This window comes from Burkholderia sp. Bp9016 (assembly GCF_003857765.1).
Lineage (GTDB): Bacteria > Pseudomonadota > Gammaproteobacteria > Burkholderiales > Burkholderiaceae > Burkholderia.
Genome location: NZ_QTPY01000048.1, coordinates 1 through 20268 on the forward strand (window position 1 = coordinate 1; position 20268 = coordinate 20268).

A 20268-nucleotide genomic window follows, 5' to 3' on the forward strand; every position below is an offset into this window, starting at 1 on the left:
TCGAACGGGTTCATCGACATCTTCACGTTCGCGATATCCACACCCGTGTTGTCCGACTTCACGCGGACCTTCACGTTCGCATCGACCACGCGCTTGACCGCGACCAGCAATTTCATGTGCGTCTCCTCTTCATTGAATGGAATCCCGACCCGTTTTCCGTCATGCGGCGATCTCGATCGCGATCTTGCCGAACTGCGCACCGGATGCCAGCCGGTCGAGCGCCGAATGCACGTCGTCCAGCGCATGGCGCGAATCGATCACCGGGCGTAGCCCGCCGCGCGCCGCCAGCGCGAGCAAATCGCGATATTCGTCAAGCGTGCCCAGGGTCGAGCCGAATATCTGCAACTGCCGGATGAAGATTCGGCGCAGATCCGCAGCGGGCTGATCGCCAGTCGTCGCGCCGCAGGTCACGATTCGGCCGCCTCGCGCGACGGACTTCAACGCGCTCGACCACACCGCGGCGCCGACGTTCTCGATCACGACATCCACACCGCGTCCGTCCGTCAGTGCCATGATCGTCTTGACGACATCCTGCGTCGAACCGTTGATCGCATGGTCGGCGCCCATCGACAACGCGCGTTGCAGTTTCGTATCGTCGCGCGACGTGACGATCGCGCGGCTGCCGGCCAGCTTCGCCAGTTGCAGTGCTGCCAGCGACACGCCGCCGCCGACCCCGAAGATCAGCACCGTTTCCCATGGCTTGAGCGCCGCTTTCGTGAAAAGCATCCGCCACGCCGTCAGGTGAACGACGCCCAGCGCCGCCGCTTCCGCAAAGTCCAGCATCGCGGGCATCGGAAACACGTTCGTCGCCGGCACACTGACGTATTGGGCCAGCGTACCGTCGCGGTGTTCGCCGAGATACCGGATCGACGTGCACAACACCGACTCCCCGCGCAGACAATATTCACAGCGCCCGCACCCGATACCGGGGTGCACGACGACGCGCTGCCCCGGCGACAGCCGGGTTTCCGATTCATCGGCCTCCTCGACCGTCCCGGCGCCGTCGATCCCCATGATCTGGGGGAGGCGATGCGTGATACCCGCGCCGCTGTCGCGCATGTAAAGATCGACCCGATTGAGCGTCGCGGCCTTCAGGCTGATCAGCACGTTGCCGGCGCTTCGCACCGGCCGTGGCCGCTCGCCGATCTCGACCACCTCGTTGCCGCCATGCCCTGTGAGGAACGCTGCCTTCACGTACTTTCTCCCGTGGATGATGAAGCGGCCGCGTAGGCAAGATCAGAACGCGGCGATGCCGGTGATCGCGCGGCCGAGAATGAGAGCATGCACGTCATGCGTCCCTTCGTAGGTGTTCACGACCTCGAGGTTCACGAGATGACGTGCGATGCCGAACTCGTCGCTGATGCCGTTGCCGCCGAGCATGTCGCGCGCCGTGCGGGCAATATCCAGCGCCTTGCCGCAGTTGTTGCGCTTCATGATCGACGTGATCTCGACGGCCGCCGGGCCATCGTCCTTCATGCGGCCCAGACGGAGACAACCCTGCAGACCGAGCGCGATCTCCGACATCATGTCGGCCAGCTTCTTCTGGATCAGCTGGTTCGCCGCAAGCGGCCTGCCGAACTGGATGCGATCGATCACGTATTGGCGTGCGCGGTGGAAGCAGTCTTCGGCAGCGCCCAGCGCCCCCCATGCGATCCCGTAGCGCGCGGAATTCAGACAGGTGAATGGCCCCTTCAGGCCCCTGACATCCGGGAACGCGTTTTCTTCCGGGCAGAACACCTCGTCCATCACAATCTCGCCGGTCACGCTCGCGCGCAACCCGACCTTGCCGTGGATGGCTGGCGCCGAAAGCCCCTTCCAGCCTTTTTCCAGCACGAAACCGCGAATGAGGCCTTCGTCGTCCTTGGCCCACACGACGAATACGTCGGCGATCGGGCTGTTGGTGATCCACATCTTCGCGCCGGTCAGCGAATAGCCGCCTGCCACCTTCTTCGCGCGCGTGATCATGCTGCCCGGATCCGATCCGTGATTCGGCTCCGTCAGGCCGAAGCACCCGATCAATTCGCCGCGCGCGAGCCCGGGCAGATACTTTTGCCTGGTCGCTTCGCTGCCGAACACGTGGATCGGCACCATCACGAGCGAGCTCTGCACGCTCATCATCGACCGATAACCGGAGTCGACCATTTCGACTTCGCGCGCCACCAGGCCGTAGCAGACGTAGTTCAAACCCGCGCCGCCATAGGTCTCGGGGATCGTCGAACCCAGCAAGCCGAGCGCCCCCATCTCCCGAAAGATCGACGGATCGGTCTGCTCGTGGCGAAACGCCTGCAATACGCGCGGCGCAAGCTGCTCCTGACAATAGGCACGCGCGGCATCGCGTACCTGCCGCTCGTCCTCGTCGAGCTGCTGGTCGAGCAAAAACGGATCACTCCACTGAAACGCAGGATGCTGGGTGGCTGAATTCATGATGATTTTCCAATCGACTGACGGAGCGGGAAGGGGATCGTCAGCCGGCACGCATCAGCGCCCGACCGATGATGAGCTGCTGGATCTGCGTCGTACCTTCATAAAGACGCAGCAAACGCACGTCGCGATAGAGACGCTCGACCTTGTATTCCGCGATATAGCCGGCACCGCCGTGAATCTGAACGCCGCGATCCGCCACGCGGCCCGCCATCTCGCTGCAAAACAGCTTGGCGCATGACGCGCGCATGCTGACGTCCGGATCGCTCTGACCCGACGGTTTCAGGTCGTAGCGTTGCGCACAGTCCTGCACCATCGACCAGCCCGCATACAGTTCGGCCTGACTGTCGGCCAGCATCGCCTGAATCAGCTGGAAATCGCCGATGCGCTGTCCAAACTGCCTGCGATCCCGCGCATACCCGACGGATTCGTTCAGCACCCGCTGCGCGACGCCACACGCGAGGGCCGACAGGTGCAAACGCCCGCGATCGAGCACCTTCATCGCCGTCTTGAAACCCATGCCCGGCATACCGCCGATGATGTTGCCGGCCGGCACCCGCACGTTTTCAAGAATGACGTCGCACGTTTTGGTACCGCGCTGCCCCATTTTCCGGTCCGGCTTGCCCAGGCTGATGCCGGCCAGGTGCGACGGCACGACGAATGCCGAGATGCCGTTCGCCCCATCGTCACCGGTGCGCGCCATCAACGTGAAGGCGCCGGCGCGTGGCGCGTTGGTGATGAAGCGCTTGGAACCATTGAGGACGTAGCAGTCTCCGCCCTTGTCGAATTCCGCGCGGGTCCGGAGCGCCGCTGCGTCCGAGCCGGCATCAGGTTCCGTCAATGCAAACGACATGATCAATTCCCCGCTAGCGACACGCGGCAGAATCTCGCGCCTTTGGGCTTCGGTACCATCCATCAGGATGCCTTGCGCCCCGATCCCGACGTTGGTGCCGAACACCGAGCGGAAAGCAAGGGCCGTCTGGCCGAGTTCGTAAGCCACCGCGCACTCCTGTGCCATCGACAGGCCGATGCCGCCGTATTCCTCCGGAATCGACAAGCCGAACAGCCCCATTCGTTTCATGTCGTCGACGATATCGACCGGTACGTCGTCGAGTTCCTCGACGAGATCTTCCGCCGGCACCAGCCGCTCGGCAATGAAGCGCTGGACCGATGCCAGCAGCAGATCGAACGACTCCTGATCAAGCGCCATTCAAGTTCTCCGGTATATCAATCGCAAAAATTCCCGTTCAACGGTGCCCGAAGGCCGGTTTGCGCTTGTCGAGAAACGCCCTGATCCCTTCCCGGGCATCCTGACTGGCGAAGCGCGCATGCAATTGCCTGCGTTCGAACAGCACGCCTTCCGACAGCGCGCTTTCGTATGCGCGATTGATCGACTCCTTGATCGCCATCAACGCCGGCGAGGAGTAACCGGCGACTGTCGTCGCAAGCGCGATGCTTTCGTCACGCAGCACATCGGCCGCAACGATGCGCGAGACGAGGCCGCTGCGTTCCGCTTCGGATGCGCTCATCAGGCGTCCGCTCAGGCACATGTCCATCGCCTTGGCCTTGCCGACCGCACGCGGCAGGCGCTGCGTTCCGCCCGCGCCCGGCAGGAGCGCCAGCTTGATTTCCGGCAAGCCGAACCTTGCATCGTCGGCCGCGATCACGATGTCGCATGCCAGCGCCAACTCGCAGCCGCCACCGAGCGCCACGCCGGCCACCGACGCGATGACCGGCTTGCGCACGCGGCGAATGGTTTCCCAATTGCGGGTAATGAAGTCGCCGCGGAACACATCCATGTAGTCCCAGTCCGCCATCGCGGCAATGTCGGCGCCCGCCGCGAAAGCCTGTGCGTTACCTGTCACGACGATTGCGCCGATGTCGTCGTTGCCGTCGAAAGACAGCAATGCGTCGCCAAGCGCATCCATCAGCGCATCGTTCAGCGCATTCATCTGCCTCGGCCGGTTCAGCGTGATGATGCCGACCCGTCCCACGGTTTCGGTCAAGACCGGTTGCTCGTTCATGGCTTGCATATCCTGTTCCGTTTCGATCGGTGCCGTGCGTGACACCGCGTCAGTTCGACTTCCCGGCTTCCCGCAACGCGTCGCGCAGCCTGAATTTCTGGATCTTTCCGGCCGGCGTGACGGGCATCGCGTCCAGCACCAGCAAGCGCTCGGGAATGTAGTGCATCGCGACCCTGTGCGATTTCAGGAAATCGACGATGCCCGGCAGATCGACGCACTCGCCTTCCCGCGGCACGACCACCGCACAGGCCCGCTCGCCGAGACGTTCGTCGGGATAGGCCACGATCGCCGCCGCCGCGATCGCCGGATGGAGGTACAGCAGCGCCTCGATTTCGACCACCGGAATGTTCTCGCCACCGCGGATGATCACGTCTTTGCTGCGTCCATCGATGCGGATGTAGCCGCGCGCATCGGCGTGTGCGAGATCGCCCGTCTCGAACCAGCCATCGGCGTCGGTTGCATTGAACTCCGGGCGGCCCAGATAGCCGGCGAAATTCGAACAGGAACGCGCCATGAGCCGACCCACCGTATCGGCAGGTAGCTGCACGCCGTTTTCGTCGACGATCCGCACTTCGACTCCGGGCAGCGGACGGCCGTCGGTCGATATCGACCGTTCGTCTTCGTCGTCGAGCCGCGTCAGCGTGACGGCTCCCATCTCGGTCATACCCCAGGCCGACACGATCTTCACGTCGAGCGCCTTGCGCGCGCGTTCGACCAACGGCCCCGGGATCGGCGCACCGGCGCACAGGAACGTGCGGAGCGTCGGCACCGTTTCGCCGGTTTCGTTCGCCGTATTGGCGAGGTCGGTCAGGAACACCGTCGACGCCATCATGAAGGTCGCATGTTCGGCGCGAATGACTTCGAGGGCCTTCTTCGGTTGCCATACATCCTGCAGGACAGCCGTCGCATGCAACGCGATCGGCATCATCAGGCCGTACATGAAGCCCGTCTGATGGGCCATCGGCGAAGCCATCATCACGACGTCCCGGTCATCGAGCGCCATCGCTTCGGCATACGGAACGATATTGGACAGCAACGTGTTGGCCGTATGCATGACGCCCTTCGGCTCGCCCGTCGTGCCGGACGTATACAGCAGTTGCGTGACCTCGTCGGCCCCGGGCCGATGGTGGTTCAGGATCGCTCCCGCATCCGCGTCCTGCTCCCACCGGGGAACGCAGAGCAAGGCTTCGAAGCTGTTCCCGCCCGGCTGCCCACCCGTCTCGGCGCCAACCACCACCACATGCCGCAGGTGCGGCAGATCGCCTTGCAGGCCGAGCATCATCCGCTCGAAATCGAAGCCGCGAAACAACTTCGGCACGATCATGACCTTGCTGCGGCTATGGTTCAGCATGAACGACAGCTCACGCTCGCGGAAGATGTGCATCAACGGATTCATGACGGCACCGATGCGCGAGCAGGCGAGATACGTCAGCGTGAACTGCCACCAGTTCGGCAGCTGCACAGACACGACATCGTTGCGGCCAACGCCGAGGCGGGCGAGCCCGACCGCAATCCGGTCCGCCATCGTGGCCATTTCCCGATAGGTGAAGCGGGTCGTCGCGCCATCCTCGACGGAAGTCGCAACGAGCGCGATCTTGTCCGGGCACGCGGCAACACATGCGTCAAGCTCGTCGTTGATGGTCCTGTCGCGCCACCATCCGCGGGCGATGCTCGTCGATCGTCGCGGGGGGATCAGAACGGCGTCGAACTCCATGTCGTGTCTCCGAAATTGTCTTGCGCGTCGGTTCCGTGCTTATGCCGGCACCGCATCGCGTCCGGCCCGCGTGCGGGCGATGATCGTCTTCATGATCTGGGCCGTGCCGTCGCCGATCTGAAAACCCAGCACGTCGCGCAGGCGCTGCTCCATCGGCCCGCGGTCGTAGCCACCGTGGCCGAACGACAAGAGACACTGGTGCACCACGTCGTAGGCCAGCTTCGGGCCCCACCACTTGCACATCGCCGCCTCGGCCGTATGCGGCAGGCCGCGGTCCTTCAGCCAGAGCGTCTGCAGGCACAGCAGGCGGGCGGCCGCCACCTGGGTCTCGAAATCGGCCAGCGGATGAGATACCCCCTGGAATGCGGCGAGCGGCTTGCCGAACGCTTCGCGCTGCGCGACGTACTCCCACGTCTCCTCGAGACTGACCTTCGCCACCGCCAGCACCTGCAGGCCGATCAGCGCGCGCGAGAAATCGAAGCCCTGCATCACCTGCACGAAGCCGTTTCCTTCGTCGCCCAACAGATGATCGGCGGGCACTCGCACGTTCTCGAAGAAGATCGACCCGCGACCGATCGCGCGCTGACCGTGGCAATCGAAGCGGCTGCGCGTGATCCCCGGCAGGTCCATCGGCACCAGCATCGCGGATACCCCGCGCGCGCCCGCCTCGACCGTGCCCGTTCGGGCGAACACCACGGCCGCGTCCGCCTGATCCGCGGCCGAGATCGAGGTCTTTTCGCCGTTCAGCACGTAGTGATCGCCGACCCGCTCCATGCGCAGGCGCAGGTTCGCGGCATCGGAGCCGCCGCGTGGCTCCGTCAATGCGATCGCCAGCAGCGCCTTGCCTTGGGTCAATCGCTCCAGCCACGGCCCGGCAACCTCCGGCACGGCGTGCTGCGCGAGAATCTGTCCGTTCAGCGACGCCAGGAGGTTGATGTAGGACAGACTCAAATCTGCCCGCGCGATCTCCTCGTGGATGACACCCGCCGCAATGCAACCGAGGCCCTGACCGCCATACTGCTCCGGCATTTCCGGCGCAATGAACCCCATCCGCCCCATCTCGAGCATCAGCGCCCGGTCGAGCACGCGGGAGCGGTCGCGCTCCAGAAAGCCTGGGGCGATGCGCCCTTGCGCAAAGCGTCGCGCATGTTCGCCGAGCGCAACGAGGTCTTCATCGAGATAGGGATTCATGTTGTCTCCGGTGATCGGGCCGGCCCGCGCAACCCGCAATGCGCAGGCGCGGGCCGTGCCGTCGGGGCTGCGAGGTTATTTCGCGTACTTGCGGAACTCGGGCTTGCGCTTCTCCTGGAAGGCCTTTACGCCTTCGCGCGACTCTTCGGTGTCGTAGTAGAGTTTCAGCGCATACATGCCCATCCCTGCGATGCCTGCCTGGTGTGCCGTGTCCATGTTGAACGAGCGCTTCGCGATCGCGAGCGCGGTCGGGCTCTTCTCCATGATCTCGTCGCACCACTTCTGCACCTCCGCGTCGAGCTGGTCATGCGGCACGACCGCATTCACGAGACCCATCGCGAGCGCCTCCGATGCGGGGTAGCGACGGCACAGGTACCAGATCTCGCGCGCCTTCTTCTCGCCGACCACGCGCGCCAGAAACGCCGTCCCGTAGCCCGGATCGACCGATCCGACCTTCGGCCCCGCCTGCGCGAAGATCGCCTTCTCCGACGCGATCGTGAAATCGCAAATCGTGCACAGCACGTTGCCACCGCCGACCGCATAGCCCTGTACACGGGCGATCACCGGTTTCGGCACGTCACGAATCGCGTTGTGCAGTTCCTCCATCGGCAGGCCGATCGTTCCGCGACCGTCGTACTGCCCTTCGTGGGCCGACTGGTCCCCGCCGGTGCAGAACGCCTTGTCGCCCGCCCCCGCGAGCACGATCACGCCGATCTCTCGCGAGTAGCCCGCCTTGTTGATCGCATGGATCAGCTCGTCGCAGGTGCGGCCGCGAAATGCGTTCATCTTGTCGGGCCGGTTGATCGTGATCCATGCCGCACCGTTTCGGACTTCGAACAGAATGTCTTCGTAGTTCATGATTGATTCCTTGCAGAAAGCGGGATCAGCCCGCCATGGTCAGGCCGCCGGACACGCTCAGTACCTGTCCCGTGATGAAGCCGGCGTCGCCGCTGGCGAAGAAGAGGATCGCGCCCGGCAGATCGTCGGGCTGGCCGATCCGCCCTAGCGGAATCGAGCGCTGGAAGGCCTCCATCAGCTTTTCCGGATTGCCCGCCCCTTCCTTGTATTCGGCAAACAGCGCCGTGTCGGTCGGGCCCGGGCAGACGACGTTCACCGTGATGCCGTGACGCGCATGCTCACGTGCGATCGTCTTGGAGAACGACACCAGTCCGCCCTTGCATGCCGCGTACACCGCTTCGCCGGACGAGCCGACACGCGCGGCGTCCGATGCGATGTTGACGATACGGCCGCTCTTGCGCCGCACCATGCCCGGCAGCACCGCATGGTGCAGGTGAAGCGCGCCCGTCAGGTTGATGGCGATCAGGCGCGCCCATTCCGCCGGCTCCGTCTTCGTGAACGGCTTGAATACGTCCCAGCCTGCGTTGTTGACCAGCACGTCGACAGGACCGAGCTCGGCCTCGGTAGCGGCCAGCGCCTCGTCCACGTCATTGCGCTCGGTGATGTCGCAGCGGACCGCCCGGGCAATACCGCCAGCCGCGCGAATCCCGTCGGCCACGTTTCCGGCCGCCTCGATCGATAGATCCAGCACGGCCACCCGTGCCCCTTCCGCCGCGAAGCGACGGCACGTCGCGCCACCGATACCTCCGCCGCCACCGGTCACGATGACCGTCTTGCCTTCGAGTCTCTGCACAATCGTCTCCATCGGTTGCAAGCGTTACCATTGCCCTTTTTCACGTACCGCCTCAAGGACCCATATACGTCAATATGTTGACGTATACTAGGCGGACACCGCTGCGGAAACAAGAACGGCGACACTAGGAGAATCCCTTGGTTAACGCGGAAAATACTGGCGAAAACGCACGAATCGAGCTCGCGAACCGGCTATTCTTTCGCCTCTATCAATGTGCAAACATGTTGCACAAAACAGGGACGCGAGCGGTCGAGGCCGAGGGGCTGACGACACAGCAGTGGGCAGTCCTCGGCGCGCTGTCCCGCTCGCAGGTCGAACAGGGGATGAGCGTGGGAGACCTTGCCCGCTATCTGATGGTGAGCCGGCAGAATTTGTCTGGATTAATCAGCCGCATGGAACGTGACGGGCACGTGATCGGGGTGGCCAGCAGTCAGGACCGTCGCTCGCGACTCATCACGATGACGCCGTCCGGCCGAGAGCTGTGGCTGCACCAGGTGACGCCGAAAATTCACAACTATTACGAGCAGGTTCTGCACGATTTTTCGACCGACGACGTTACCCATGCGCTGCACTACCTGCTGAAACTGCTCGAGAACATGAAACAGCTGGACGAAGCGGTTCGCGCGGGGAACGACGAAGACGACTGAGGCGCCGGCGCGGCCGGCGTTCCCGGCGGATATCGATGCCGGTGTCACGAATGAGGGGGGGCCGCGTGAAAGGGACGACGAAGAAGCATTGAGCGGCGTCCCGCCTCCGAAGCTATCGTAGGTTCTCGGAAAATGGGCTTTGAGACCCTCGAAAAATCAGGAGTCGGTCCGGTTTCCGATACGGCAGCATGACGCTTGCCTCGAAAAAGATGTCCTTGGGCACGGGGGAATTCCCGGAAATCCCATCGAAGAACACCACTGGATACATCGGCTCAAGCGGACGGTTTTGCCAGCTCAGCGCTTCGGTCATCACCTCGTCGGTGACCGATCTGATGAAGTCGTGCGAAACCTAGGTGCCACAGTGCTCGGCCGGAAATCCCCGAATCTCGCGCACGCTCATGCCGCGGGCGTACATCGCGCCGATCAGACGACGAAGCAGCGCAGTCGGGCCTGTATATTTCGAATCGCTTGTGAAGCGACTACAATACGGGCGCCATGATCCGCTTACGTCAACTGCTTGCGCAGCGTTTGACGCATCCCGCCGTTGCCTCGTTGCTACTGCTGGTCGTCGCGTTCCGCCTGCTACTACCGCCCGGTTTGATGCTCTCCCCGAGCACGAGTGCGAACATTGGCGATCTCGTGATCTGCAGCGGCCACGGAGCGCTGCTCGACGACACCGTGGCAATAAGCGCCGCTCCCGCGGCAACGGTTGCCGCATCCGACCTGGCCAATGCACTCGGGAGTGCCGAATCGCATGCGGATCATTCGCATTCTGGCGACATCTGCCCCTTCAGTGCGACGCTGGCCATTAGCGTTGCCGTCACCGTGCTCGTCACGGCATACTGGCTGCAAAGTATCACCAGCACGCGGGTCCCACGCCCAGCCAACGACGCATGTCCTGCCGTCACAGCGACGTTCGGCCCGTTCGGCGCTCGTGCGCCACCCTTCACTGCGCTTTCCTAGTCGAATCATTTGATCCGTGAGCGTTCTGCAATGTCGCGCACTCGCGCGGCGTTTCAGCTCGTCCATTCCAAATAACCTCGCGCCACTAATCAGACGCGAGTAGATCTGCCGTTCCTCCTCGCTCATTAACTGACGTGGCTCGTGATTGCACGGGAGGTTCACATGTGCATGGCAATCGACATTCCAGCGACTTCCAGCCACATGTCGGCGATCGCATGACCAAGCGCACACATTCCTATCATGCTAGATCTGAAATTGGTCACGACCGCCTCGCTAGCAGCTTTCTCGCTCGCGGGGCATGCACAATCCATCGCCTCGAATTCATCGCCATTGCCCCAACAGCCAATACCCGCTGTCGGTACGCAGATCGACATCCAGTCTGGACCGTCGGCCGACATCGAGTTACCTGCCATCAGCGTCACAAGCCATCGTTACCGCTTCACTACAACGGATACGGCACTCGACAGCGAATCCGCGACGCGCACCGATACGCCCCTGATCAACGTGCCGCAATCGGTGCAGGTGGTGCCGCGAAAACTGATCGAGGAACAGGACGCCCGCACGCTGGCCGACGCACTTGCGAACGTGTCGGGCGTGATGCCGAGCCAACCTGCGGAAAATGGTCTGACCGCGAATATCGTGCGCGGCTTTCCGGCCGAGATCTACCTTGACGGTTTGCCGATGTACGGCATGAGTGCCGCTAACAGCCCCGCGAGCCTCGTCGGCATCCAGCAGATCGATGTACTCAAGGGGCCATCGTCGACTTTGTATGGTGGCGGGCTTGGCTCCCCGTTGGGCGGCCTGATCAATATCCAGTCGGAACTGCCGCAGACCAAGCGCAGCGGTTACGTGGCGATGCGCACGGGAAGTTATGGCACCGTCAATCCGTATTTCGACCTGACGGGCGCGCTGACGTCTTCAATCGACGCACGCATCGCAGGCGAGTACGAGCACGCCGGAAGCTGGATCGATCAGGTCAAGAGCGACAAGTGGTCGATCAAGCCGAGCGTGCTGTTCAAGCTCGACCCGCGCACCACCCTGCTCGTACAAGGGCAGTTTAACCACAGCAGCCAGCTCGAATACTCGGGCCTGCCGGCGTCGCAGGCTCTGGCCGGCCAACTCGATCGGTACGCGTTCCCAGGTGCACCGATCGGGCAGCAGCGGACCACATTCGACAGCCAGATCGCAACGGTTCAGCTTCAACACGAGTTCAATGACAACCTGAAGCTGAGTGTCAGCGGACGCTATTACCACAACAGCATTCCCGAATACGGCAGCTTCGTCTACCCGAGCCTCTACGCGCCCGATCCGGCCACACCGACCACGTACCCGATCCTGCCGCTCAACATGCAGACGAGCACCAGCGAAGCGACCTTCGATGCCAATCTGCAGACGAAGGTCAATGCGCTGGGCGGGCGCCACGAACTGCTCGTCGGCATCAACTACGACCACACCGACTTCTCGTCGGACATGGGCTTCACGGGCGTGCCAGTCGGCTCGCAGAATCTCGCACGACCGGCCTACGATCTCGCCTTCGGCCCACTCGCCCCGCTCACGTTGACGCAGACCGACCGCTACGAGACGATCGCCGCGTATGTGCAGGATCAGGCCACCTACGGTCGGTTTCATCTGACCGGCTCGCTGCGCTTCACGCAACTCAGATTCCACGAGACGGAACAGGGCACCAACGATACCTACCATCACGTCTCGCCGCGCATCGGCGCGAGTTTCGATCTGACGCAGGGCATAGCCGTGTACGCCGCATATTCGACGGCCTTCCGGGCTGCATTCGGCTACGTCGGGCTCGGTTCACCGAAACCGGAAACGTCCCGCAACGTCGAGGCCGGGCTGAAACTGGCGCGGACCGACATCGGCCTGTCCGGCACGCTTGCCGTGTTCCAGCAGACCCGCGAAAACGTCGCCACCCCCGATCCGAACAATCCCCTTTACTCGATTCAGGCGGGCCAGCAGCGCGCACGCGGATTCGAGACCGACCTGGTATGGGAACCCACATCCGCGTTTTCGATGCTGATGACCTACGCCTACACGCGCGCCACGGTGACCGAGGACAATGCGATCCCGGTCGGCGACACGCTTGCGCGCGTGCCGAAGCAGAGCGGGCGTATCGCGCTGCGTTATCGCGTCTTGAACGGTACCGCGCGCGGCCTGTCGTTCGGTGCCGGCATAACCGCATTCGGCGCCCGCGAGGTGACGTTGCCGAACACCGTCTCCGTACCCGGCTACGCGTTGTTCGACGCGCAAGCGGAATACAGCTTCGGGCGCTATACGATCGGCGTATCGGCCGTGAACCTGGCCAATCGTCATGTGTACGCGCCCTACGAATATCTCTCCTTCCCGGTAGTCATGCCGGTTCAACCGCGTTCCGTCTACCTGACACTTAAGGCAAGCATCTGAGGAAACCGAAATGACAGACATTAACCGCCGGAATATCGTGCTCATGACGCTGCTCGCGCCATTCGCAATGAATGCCGCTGCCCAGGATCCGCAACCCGAGCACACGATGACGATGCCCGACATGGGCCCGGAGATGAACAAGGTCCACTGGGAAGGCCACGAGCAAATCGCGATGCTGATGTATCCAGGGATGACCGTGATGGATCTGATCGGGCCGCAAAGCATGTTCGGTGCGCTGATGGGGGCCAAGATTCACCTGGTCGCCAAGACGCTGGAGCCGGTGACGAGCGACGCCGGTGTGACCATCGTGCCGACCGCTACGTTCGATACCTGCCCGCGTGACCTCACCGTGCTGTTTACGCCGGGCGGCACCGACGGCACGCTGGTGGCGGCCAGCGATCCCGTAACGCTGGCGTTCATGCGCGATCGCGGTGCGCGCGCGAAGTACGTCACCAGCGTCTGCTCCGGTTCACTGATCCTGGGTGCGGCGGGTCTGCTGCAGGGCTACAAGGCGACGTCACATTGGTCGGTGCGCCATGTGTTGGCCGACTATGGCGCAATTCCGACCGACGCTCGCGTGGTACGCGACCGCAATCGGGTCACCGGAGCGGGCGTCACGGCCGGACTCGATTTCGGATTGACGATGCTCGCCGAATTGCGCGACCGGACCTACGCTGAATGCACACAGTTGGTCAGCGAATACGATCCCGAGCCGCCCTTCAATGCCGGCTCGCTGAAGACTGCTCCGCCACCCGTGGTGAAAGCCATGGAGGACTTGCTAGCCGGCTTCACGAAGCAGGCCGAGACGCTTGCCGCGGCTCAGGCTCATCCTCTGCGCGCCGTACGACAGCTTGACGAGTAAATCGACGAATAGCGCCGCAAACGGTGCGCGCTGTGCGCACCGCGCCGGTCCGCCAGCCAGTACCGCTAATCCAGGCTGCCTTTTTGATATGCCAGTCTAGATGGGCCAGCCCGGACGTGCCCGATCGGCCGGGCTGGCGATCGTCGTCTTGCCACAATGACTGAACGGGTTATCGCACTGCCTGGCGTGCCACAAGCGCTCAAAGCGCCACTCGCTTGGCCTCCATGGGGCAACCTTTTGAACAACTGACGCGACGAAATCGCTCAGCGTGCCGGTGCTTTGCAGAAGCTTGGGAGTGACACCCATAGCAAGCCCCACGGCAGCCAAAACAAGACCGGCAGTCACGCCCCGGATGGGCCCGGCGCCCTCGGTGTTCGCGATCTTCATTTAATGCACGTCCGATGGTCCATCCTCGAGACGTTTTGAAATCAGAGGCAGGGCGTCAGCAAAGCTGACTTGATGGAGCATTCATCCGAATCGCGCGGAAAATGGCGCTTTGATCAAGAAAGTGTTTATTGATCAGTGCATTGCACGATCTACGTTGGCGCATACGCTATGCCATCGCGCGGCCTTACTTGGAGCGCCGCGACAGGCAGCCACTGCAAGATCCTGCACAATCCGGACGAATACGCCTTCAATGAAGGGCAGTTCGCCGCCAAACAGGGGGCAAGGAAAGCGTGCCTTCAGCCTTGGCGATATCGGCACACCTGATGCACCTGTCGGCGTCCGAGAAGGCAGCAGGGATCCGACTCCCCGCCGCACTTCGATACCGCTCAGGCGAGTTCCACCGAACCGTGGTCGTCGCAATGATCGCCATGCGGGTGATGAAGACGGCCGTTGACCAGGTAGTCGACGTGATCGCCATGCGGCACCCGCTCGTGCCCACAGCCGGGGCCGTGGACGTGGCCCGGTTCATGGCCGCCGCAGCCCGGCGTGCACTGGTCCGGATTGTTTGTACTGACCTCGACCTTGTGTTCGTCGACATGATCGCCATGCGGATGATGTAAATGGCCATCGTGCAGATAGTCAACGTGGTCGCCGTGCTTGATTGCGGTGTGTCCGCAGCCCGGGCCATGCTGATGGTCATGGTGAGCATGATGAGGTTCGTTGCATGGGCTCATGCTTGTCTCCTTTGTCCGCACGGGAACATTCGACGACTATCTGTCGATACCCCATCGAAAGATGGCCTTGACGAGGAAACCTGCCTGGCGCAGATCTGCGCCATCAGGAAACGAAACCGGAACGCGTGGCACGCCTCCTAACAATACTCCCGACCGACCATGAGGGCCAGTCGGCATGGCTGCGCCGAGCGAAACTCACCGACCTGCAACAAACAGGGACATTGTGCACACAGAATGCAATGTTATATCATCTCGACCTTGGCGTGACGCGCGCATCCTGTTTGCTCATGCCGGCAAGAGGTTTCCCGTAGACGAGAAATGGCGCCCCAGAAATGATATGTTATAACGTATCCAGTCATTTCGATGTGCCTTTCAGCGTGCTCTCGCGGGAAAAAATGACCCCATCCCCCGATACGCACAATGAAAATCAACCGCCTGCTACTGTCTCAGGCCGCCATTCTGGCGTTCGCCGCGTTCCTCCAGGCTGAAGCCTTCGCCGCCGATGCCGGCGCGACCCTTGCCGGCACCGTCGCCGACAAGCAAGGTCACGCGCTCGCACACGCCCGGATCACGCTCCAGGATGCTGACGGCCATGCGGTCGCACACGCGCAGTCCGGCGCCGAGGGCCACTTCCGGTTCGACAATGTCGCGCCCGGCACCTATGCGGCGGTCGTCGACGCGCCTGGATACGCGACCGGCACGAGCATTTCGACAGTCGCACAAGGCAAGGCACCTGCCCCGGTCGACGTAACGCTCGGCAAGGACGCTGGCACGCTGGACGTGACGGTGAACGCGAAACGGCTCGATCGCGCGCGCAACGGGCTGCTGCCGGAAGTCGGCGCCAGCGTCTACCGGTTCTCGCGGGCCGACATCGAGACACTGCCTCAAGGCGAGAACACACCGCTCAATCAGGTGCTGCTGCAAGCGCCGGGCGTTGCCTACGATTCGTTCGGGCAACTGCATGTGCGTGGCGATCACGCGAACCTGCAGTACCGGCTGAACGGCATCATCATTCCCGAGCCGATCAGCGGCTTCGGCCAGTCGCTCGACTCGCGGATCATCGACCAGGTGAACCTCGTCACCGGCGCGCTGCCCGCACAATACGGCTACCGGACGGCCGGCGTCGTCGACATTCGCACGAAATCCGGCGACACCGGCAACGGCGGCACGATCGACGTCTACGGCGGCAGTCACCAGACGATTCAGACGAGCGCCGACGTATTCGGTTCGAACGGCCCGTTCAGCTATTACTTTTCCGGCACGCTCGGCGAAAACAATCTCGGCATCGAGGCGCCGACGTCGAATGGAAATCCGCTGCACGACCACACGCGGCAAGGCAACGCGTTCGGCTACATGTCGTATCTGCTGAATCCACTCACGCGCGCGAGCCTGATGTTCGGCACTACGAGCAATCGCTTCGAGATCCCGAATACCCCCGGCATCGCGCCGGCGTTCACGCTCAACGGGAACTCGACATTCGACTCGGCCGCGCTCAACGAAACGCAGGCGGAACTGAACAACTTTTCCGTGCTCGCCTTGCAAGGCACGAACGGCGGTGCGCTCGACTACCAGGTTGCGCTCTTCACGCGCTACACACGCACGAAATTCAATCCCGATCCGGTCGGCGATCTGATCTTCAACGGCGTCGCGTCCGACGACTTCCACAGCAACCGCGCGAACGGTGTCCAGGCGGACTTCACGTATCGACTGAACGACAGCCATACACTGCGTGCCGGCCTGATGTTCGAGCGCGAGCATGCGGTCTTCACCAACAACGTCGCAGTATTTCCTGTTGACGCAAATGGCAATCAGCTGTCGGATCAGCCGACCACGATTTCGGATTCGAACGACAAGTCGGGCTATCTATATAGCCTCTACGCGCAGGACGAGTGGAAGATCACGCCAAAGCTGACGCTGAATTACGGCCTGCGTATCGATCGCATGAACGAATACGTGCAGGCCGGCCAGTTGAGTCCGCGTATCGGCCTTGTCTATCAGCCAACCGAATCGACGACGCTGCACGCAGGCTACGCGCGCTATTTCACGCCTCCGGCGTTCGAACTCGTGTCCGATTCGACCATCGGCACCTTCAATGGAACGACGAACCAGAGCCCGAGCCCGCAGAACGATCCTGTGAAACCCGAGCGCAGCCACTATTTCGACGTCGGCATCACGCAGCGGCTCACACCCGCGCTCACGGTCGGGCTCGACGCATACTACAAGAAGGTGTCCGATCTGCTCGACGAAGGCCAGTTCGGCACCGCACTGATCTTCACGCCGTTCAACTACCAGTACGGTCGCGTATACGGTCTCGAATTCACGTCGAGCTACAAGCAGGGCAACGTTTCCGCGTATATGAACGTCGCGTATAGCCGCGCACAGGGCAAGAACATCGAGTCCGCGCAATTCAACTTCGGCGCCGACGAGCTCGCCTACATCGCGAACAATTGGGTGTATCTCGATCACGATCAGCGCATCACGGCGTCGTTCGGTGGTGCGTATACGCTCGGCAAAACGACCTTCAGCGCCGACGGCATCGTTGGAAGCGGCCTGCGGAGCGGCTTTGCGAATACCGATCGCTTGCCATGGTACGCACAGGTCAATCTCGGCGTGCTCGAGCACTTCGAGGAACCGATCGTCGGTAAATTCGACGCGCGCGTCTCGCTCATCAATACGTTCGGCCGCGTCTATGAACTGCGGGACGGCTCGGGCATCGGCGTCGGCGCGCCGCAGTTCGGGCCTCGGCGCGCGATCTATGCCGGCCTGACCAAACACTTCTGAGTTCCGGCTCACACGAGGTAACACACGATGAATGAATGGGCAGGTTTCACGGATGCGTTGCGCATCGGCGGCTGGGTCGTTTATCCGCTCAGCGCGCTCGCGATCATCGCACTTGCGATCACGCTCGACCGTGCATACGTGTTCTGGCGCTTCACGAGCGGGCGCGGCAGCGCTGCTCGCGCACTGCCGGAGAGACACGTGACGCGTCGATTCGCTGCGATCTTCGATCAAGGTACGACGCCGCTCTGGCACGTCGAAGCGAAGCTCGATGCCGCCGCGCAGCAGGTCGAACGCGACATGAGCCGCGGCCTCTGGCTGCTCGAAACGATCGTCACGGCCGCACCGCTGCTCGGCCTGCTCGGCACTATTGTCGGGATGATGCACTCGTTCCGGCTTATTGGCGGCGACGGGCTCGTGAGTCCCGCCGGCGTGTCGGGCGGCATCGCACAAGCACTCGTCGCGACTGCGATCGGCCTTGTCATCGCGCTAGTGTCGCTGTTCGCATTCAACTATTTTTCGCGACGCGTCGACAGATTGATGGACGATCTTGAATCGTTCGCGAACGAACAACTCGCCGAAATGCGGCTGGCGCGCGAGCAGGCGGGGACGTCGTCATGAAATTGCGCCGCTCGCGCACATCGAGGCGCGGCCGTATAGAGATCATTCCAATGATCGACGTGATGTTTTTCCTGCTTGCGACATTCATGCTGACCTCGCTCGCGATGCAACGTCTCGACGCGGTCGGAATCAATCTGCCGCGTGGACACGCGCAGCAGCTGCAGGCGGATCGGCCATTGACGCTGGCGATAAGCCGGACAAACCAGATCTTCGTCAATCGGCAACCGGTGTCGCTCGACCGCGTGAACGGTACCGTCGCACATCTGCTCGGCCGGAATCACGATATTGTGATCGCGGCGGACGACGGCGCAACGCATGGCTTTGTCGTGCAGGTGATGCTTGAAGCCCGGCGGGCCGGGGCCGAGCATTTTCTCATCGCGGTTCATCGTGACTAGGAACGCGCTCGAATCAGGTTCGCCGCCCGATCGTTACGGGCGTCGGTTTGCGGGAACGATCGCGCTCGCCAGCGTGATCTGGGGCGCATTTCTTGTGAGTTCGACGCGGCTATTCTCCGGCGACGAACCGGCTCCGTACGCCCCGGATTCAATTCAGATGCAGGTGGTCGAACTGCCGCCAAGTGCGCCACCCACCACGCATGCGAAATCGAAAGCGGCACCGATCGAAAACACCGTATCGAAACCTGTGCCGCTGCGGCCAGCGCAGGCGCTCGCGCCGGTTCGGCCTGCTGCCGCCGCGAAGCGGTTCGATCCGGCTTCATCGCACGACGCGCTGCTGACGCAACAACCGACTGCGTCACCAGAGACACAAACCGCGCATGCGACACTCGACGATGCGCGATCTGCCTCTACGACGAAAGCGGACTCCGCCACGACTCATTCAGCCTCGGCGGGCAATGCGCAGGCACGTTTGATTTCGCAGCCGCTGCCCGAACTACCCGACGATTTGCGCGAGCAGGGATATCAGGCAATGGCGGTCGCACGCTTTTTTGTCCACGCAGACGGCACGTTCGACATCGATCTTGTCAAACCGACGCAGAATCCTCGACTCAATCAAATCCTGCTTGAGACCCTGCGTCGATGGCGCTTTTTCCCTGCGATGGAAAACGGGCATCCTGTCGAGAGTCAACAGGACGTGCGCGTGCATTTCAACGTGAACTGAGCGACTTGGGTTGCCCGCGCGAAGCAGGGGTACGCGCAAGCCCTCGCAGCAATGGCACTGCGCCGCGCGTTGTCGCGGCGATCCGAGCCGACAGTCGATATCGAGTGTGAATCCTGTCGGCTCCGGCCGCCAGCAGGGAATTGAGCCGCCCCGAGAGAATGCCGAGAGCCTGACGACGGGCGTACTCGGCAAGTGGTTCGGCAAAAGACCGTTGCAAGCGCGGCCGAGCCGCCGGACATCGATGTTGATGTCGTGAGCGGCGCCGCCTTCCAGGCATTTCGCCGCCGAGGAACTATCTTGTATCTCGTGCTCGCATGACCGGCAGTACCAAGAGGATTATGTGAGCGCGAGGCCTGCGTGAACCGTGAGCACCACGCCGAAGATCAGCGTTTTTACAGGGTGAACGTCAAAGGGCTGAACCACGCCGGATTTTGTGGCCTCGACTCTCGAGACAATTGAGCCATGAGCAAGAAGGCAACCAGGTTTTCCCCGGAAGTTCGGGAGCGTGCGGTAGCCAATTATTCAAAGACAACATATTGAGACCGCAGACATCTTTTCTGAGAAACAACAGATAACAAGTGTAGGCTCTCAGAAAAGGTGTCTTTGGCCCCCTAGCAGGCCGTTGAAATCCCCCCGCCGATCCGTCACGATGTAGCGAACCCGATCCCAAGGCACGAAGGCAGCATGCGAGGCACCGACAGCTACAACGAATCCCTGTTCAGTACAGTCAGACTGGAGGAG

General features: G+C 62.4%; 18 protein-coding genes and 2 pseudogenes. 8 read left to right on the plus strand and 12 right to left on the minus strand.

The genetic code is table 11. The features are described 5' to 3' along the window. The 9 genes and pseudogenes from DIE13_RS31455 to badH form a co-directional block, all read right to left on the minus strand. Window positions 1-116, minus strand: a pseudogene (locus DIE13_RS31455) (electron transfer flavoprotein subunit beta/FixA family protein); the annotation flags it as partial. Between the two features lie 43 nt (window positions 117-159). After that, complete coding sequence (locus tag DIE13_RS31460; protein ID WP_124830882.1) at window positions 160-1194, minus strand: zinc-binding dehydrogenase; 1035 nt, start codon at window positions 1192-1194, stop codon at window positions 160-162. 42 nt (window positions 1195-1236) lie between these two features. Then, window positions 1237-2424 carry an acyl-CoA dehydrogenase gene (locus DIE13_RS31465; RefSeq protein ID WP_124830883.1) on the minus strand — a complete coding sequence of 396 codons (1188 nt, stop codon included), beginning with the start codon at window positions 2422-2424 and terminating at the stop codon, window positions 1237-1239. A 40-nt stretch (window positions 2425-2464) separates the two neighbouring features. After that, window positions 2465-3631, minus strand: coding sequence for an acyl-CoA dehydrogenase family protein (locus tag DIE13_RS31470; RefSeq protein WP_124830884.1), 1167 nt, complete (start codon window positions 3629-3631; stop codon window positions 2465-2467). Between the two features lie 37 nt (window positions 3632-3668). Further along, window positions 3669-4445, minus strand: coding sequence for an enoyl-CoA hydratase (locus DIE13_RS31475; protein WP_124830885.1), 777 nt, complete (start codon window positions 4443-4445; stop codon window positions 3669-3671). Window positions 4446-4494: 49 nt separating this feature from the next. After that, window positions 4495-6159, minus strand: a complete 1665-nt coding sequence (gene aliA, locus DIE13_RS31480; RefSeq protein WP_124830886.1) for a cyclohexanecarboxylate-CoA ligase — start codon at window positions 6157-6159, stop codon at window positions 4495-4497. A 39-nt stretch (window positions 6160-6198) separates the two neighbouring features. Further along, the gene (gene aliB / locus DIE13_RS31485) at window positions 6199-7350 is read right to left on the minus strand and encodes a cyclohexanecarboxyl-CoA dehydrogenase (protein WP_124830887.1); all 1152 of its coding nucleotides are present in this window, start codon (window positions 7348-7350) and stop codon (window positions 6199-6201) included. A gap of 75 nt (window positions 7351-7425) precedes the next feature. Then, window positions 7426-8208, minus strand: coding sequence for a 2-ketocyclohexanecarboxyl-CoA hydrolase (gene badI, locus DIE13_RS31490; protein WP_098554445.1), 783 nt, complete (start codon window positions 8206-8208; stop codon window positions 7426-7428). 25 nt (window positions 8209-8233) lie between these two features. Further along, window positions 8234-9001, minus strand: coding sequence for a 2-hydroxycyclohexanecarboxyl-CoA dehydrogenase (badH, locus tag DIE13_RS31495; RefSeq protein WP_124830895.1), 768 nt, complete (start codon window positions 8999-9001; stop codon window positions 8234-8236). 137 nt (window positions 9002-9138) lie between these two features. Between badH and DIE13_RS31500 the strand changes: the two genes are divergently transcribed. Next, a complete protein-coding gene (locus DIE13_RS31500) occupies window positions 9139-9648 on the plus strand; it encodes a MarR family winged helix-turn-helix transcriptional regulator (protein WP_233410061.1) in 510 nt (169 codons plus the stop codon). Between the two features lie 238 nt (window positions 9649-9886). Here DIE13_RS31500 and DIE13_RS31505 read toward each other — a convergent pair. Beyond that, a pseudogene (locus DIE13_RS31505) lies at window positions 9887-10066 on the minus strand (transposase); the annotation flags it as partial. Window positions 10067-10143: 77 nt separating this feature from the next. On the opposite strand from DIE13_RS31505, the gene DIE13_RS33090 reads away from it, so the two are divergent. The 3 genes from DIE13_RS33090 (at window position 10144) to DIE13_RS31515 (ending at window position 13888) form a co-directional block, all read left to right on the plus strand. Further along, window positions 10144-10611 carry a DUF2946 family protein gene (locus DIE13_RS33090; RefSeq protein ID WP_175752613.1) on the plus strand — a complete coding sequence of 156 codons (468 nt, stop codon included), beginning with the start codon at window positions 10144-10146 and terminating at the stop codon, window positions 10609-10611. A gap of 240 nt (window positions 10612-10851) precedes the next feature. Next, the gene (locus DIE13_RS31510; RefSeq protein ID WP_124830888.1) at window positions 10852-13026 is read left to right on the plus strand and encodes a TonB-dependent siderophore receptor; all 2175 of its coding nucleotides are present in this window, start codon (window positions 10852-10854) and stop codon (window positions 13024-13026) included. Window positions 13027-13036: 10 nt separating this feature from the next. Continuing rightward, entirely contained in the window at window positions 13037-13888 is an 852-nt protein-coding gene (locus DIE13_RS31515) for a DJ-1/PfpI family protein (RefSeq protein ID WP_124830889.1), read from the plus strand. A 96-nt stretch (window positions 13889-13984) separates the two neighbouring features. Here DIE13_RS31515 and DIE13_RS31520 read toward each other — a convergent pair whose 3' ends face one another. Both DIE13_RS31520 and DIE13_RS31525 read right to left on the minus strand, forming a co-directional pair. Beyond that, complete coding sequence (locus tag DIE13_RS31520; protein WP_124830890.1) at window positions 13985-14275, minus strand: hypothetical protein; 291 nt, start codon at window positions 14273-14275, stop codon at window positions 13985-13987. A gap of 386 nt (window positions 14276-14661) precedes the next feature. Then, window positions 14662-15009 carry a hypothetical protein gene (locus DIE13_RS31525; protein ID WP_124830891.1) on the minus strand — a complete coding sequence of 116 codons (348 nt, stop codon included), beginning with the start codon at window positions 15007-15009 and terminating at the stop codon, window positions 14662-14664. 420 nt (window positions 15010-15429) lie between these two features. On the opposite strand from DIE13_RS31525, the gene DIE13_RS31530 reads away from it, so the two are divergent. Genes DIE13_RS31530 through DIE13_RS31545 form a run of 4 tightly spaced genes read left to right on the plus strand, consistent with a single transcriptional unit; the run spans window position 15430 to window position 19527 of the window. Further along, window positions 15430-17790, plus strand: a complete 2361-nt coding sequence (locus tag DIE13_RS31530) for a TonB-dependent receptor (RefSeq protein ID WP_124830892.1) — start codon at window positions 15430-15432, stop codon at window positions 17788-17790. Between the two features lie 27 nt (window positions 17791-17817). Next, window positions 17818-18408: a MotA/TolQ/ExbB proton channel family protein gene (locus DIE13_RS31535; protein ID WP_124830893.1), complete on the plus strand. Its 591-nt coding sequence runs from the start codon at window positions 17818-17820 to the stop codon at window positions 18406-18408. Then, a complete protein-coding gene (locus DIE13_RS31540; protein ID WP_124830894.1) occupies window positions 18405-18803 on the plus strand; it encodes a biopolymer transporter ExbD in 399 nt (132 codons plus the stop codon). Before DIE13_RS31535 ends, DIE13_RS31540 begins: the two co-directional genes overlap by 4 nt. Continuing rightward, on the plus strand, window positions 18796-19527 hold the full coding sequence (locus DIE13_RS31545; RefSeq protein WP_233410060.1) for an energy transducer TonB: 732 nt from the start codon (window positions 18796-18798) through the stop codon (window positions 19525-19527). The genes DIE13_RS31540 and DIE13_RS31545 overlap by 8 nt, the downstream gene beginning before the upstream one ends. The last annotated feature ends 741 nt before the right edge of the window (window positions 19528-20268 follow it).

Excerpts from the sequence above, each read along its gene's own strand:
- DIE13_RS31465 (WP_124830883.1), bottom strand. The coding sequence starts at position 2,424 with ATGAATTCAGCCACCCAGCATCCTGCGTTTCAGTGGAGTGATCCGTTT.
- DIE13_RS31470 (WP_124830884.1), bottom strand. The coding sequence starts at position 3,631 with ATGGCGCTTGATCAGGAGTCGTTCGATCTGCTGCTGGCATCGGTCCAG.
- DIE13_RS31475 (WP_124830885.1), bottom strand. The coding sequence starts at position 4,445 with ATGAACGAGCAACCGGTCTTGACCGAAACCGTGGGACGGGTCGGCATC.
- aliA (WP_124830886.1), bottom strand. The coding sequence starts at position 6,159 with ATGGAGTTCGACGCCGTTCTGATCCCCCCGCGACGATCGACGAGCATC.
- aliB (WP_124830887.1), bottom strand. The coding sequence starts at position 7,350 with ATGAATCCCTATCTCGATGAAGACCTCGTTGCGCTCGGCGAACATGCG.
- badI (WP_098554445.1), bottom strand. The coding sequence starts at position 8,208 with ATGAACTACGAAGACATTCTGTTCGAAGTCCGAAACGGTGCGGCATGG.
- DIE13_RS33090 (WP_175752613.1), top strand. The coding sequence starts at position 10,144 with ATGATCCGCTTACGTCAACTGCTTGCGCAGCGTTTGACGCATCCCGCC.
- DIE13_RS31510 (WP_124830888.1), top strand. The coding sequence starts at position 10,852 with ATGCTAGATCTGAAATTGGTCACGACCGCCTCGCTAGCAGCTTTCTCG.
- DIE13_RS31515 (WP_124830889.1), top strand. The coding sequence starts at position 13,037 with ATGACAGACATTAACCGCCGGAATATCGTGCTCATGACGCTGCTCGCG.
- DIE13_RS31520 (WP_124830890.1), bottom strand. The coding sequence starts at position 14,275 with ATGAAGATCGCGAACACCGAGGGCGCCGGGCCCATCCGGGGCGTGACT.
- DIE13_RS31525 (WP_124830891.1), bottom strand. The coding sequence starts at position 15,009 with ATGAGCCCATGCAACGAACCTCATCATGCTCACCATGACCATCAGCAT.
- DIE13_RS31530 (WP_124830892.1), top strand. The coding sequence starts at position 15,430 with ATGAAAATCAACCGCCTGCTACTGTCTCAGGCCGCCATTCTGGCGTTC.
- DIE13_RS31535 (WP_124830893.1), top strand. The coding sequence starts at position 17,818 with ATGAATGAATGGGCAGGTTTCACGGATGCGTTGCGCATCGGCGGCTGG.
- DIE13_RS31540 (WP_124830894.1), top strand. The coding sequence starts at position 18,405 with ATGAAATTGCGCCGCTCGCGCACATCGAGGCGCGGCCGTATAGAGATC.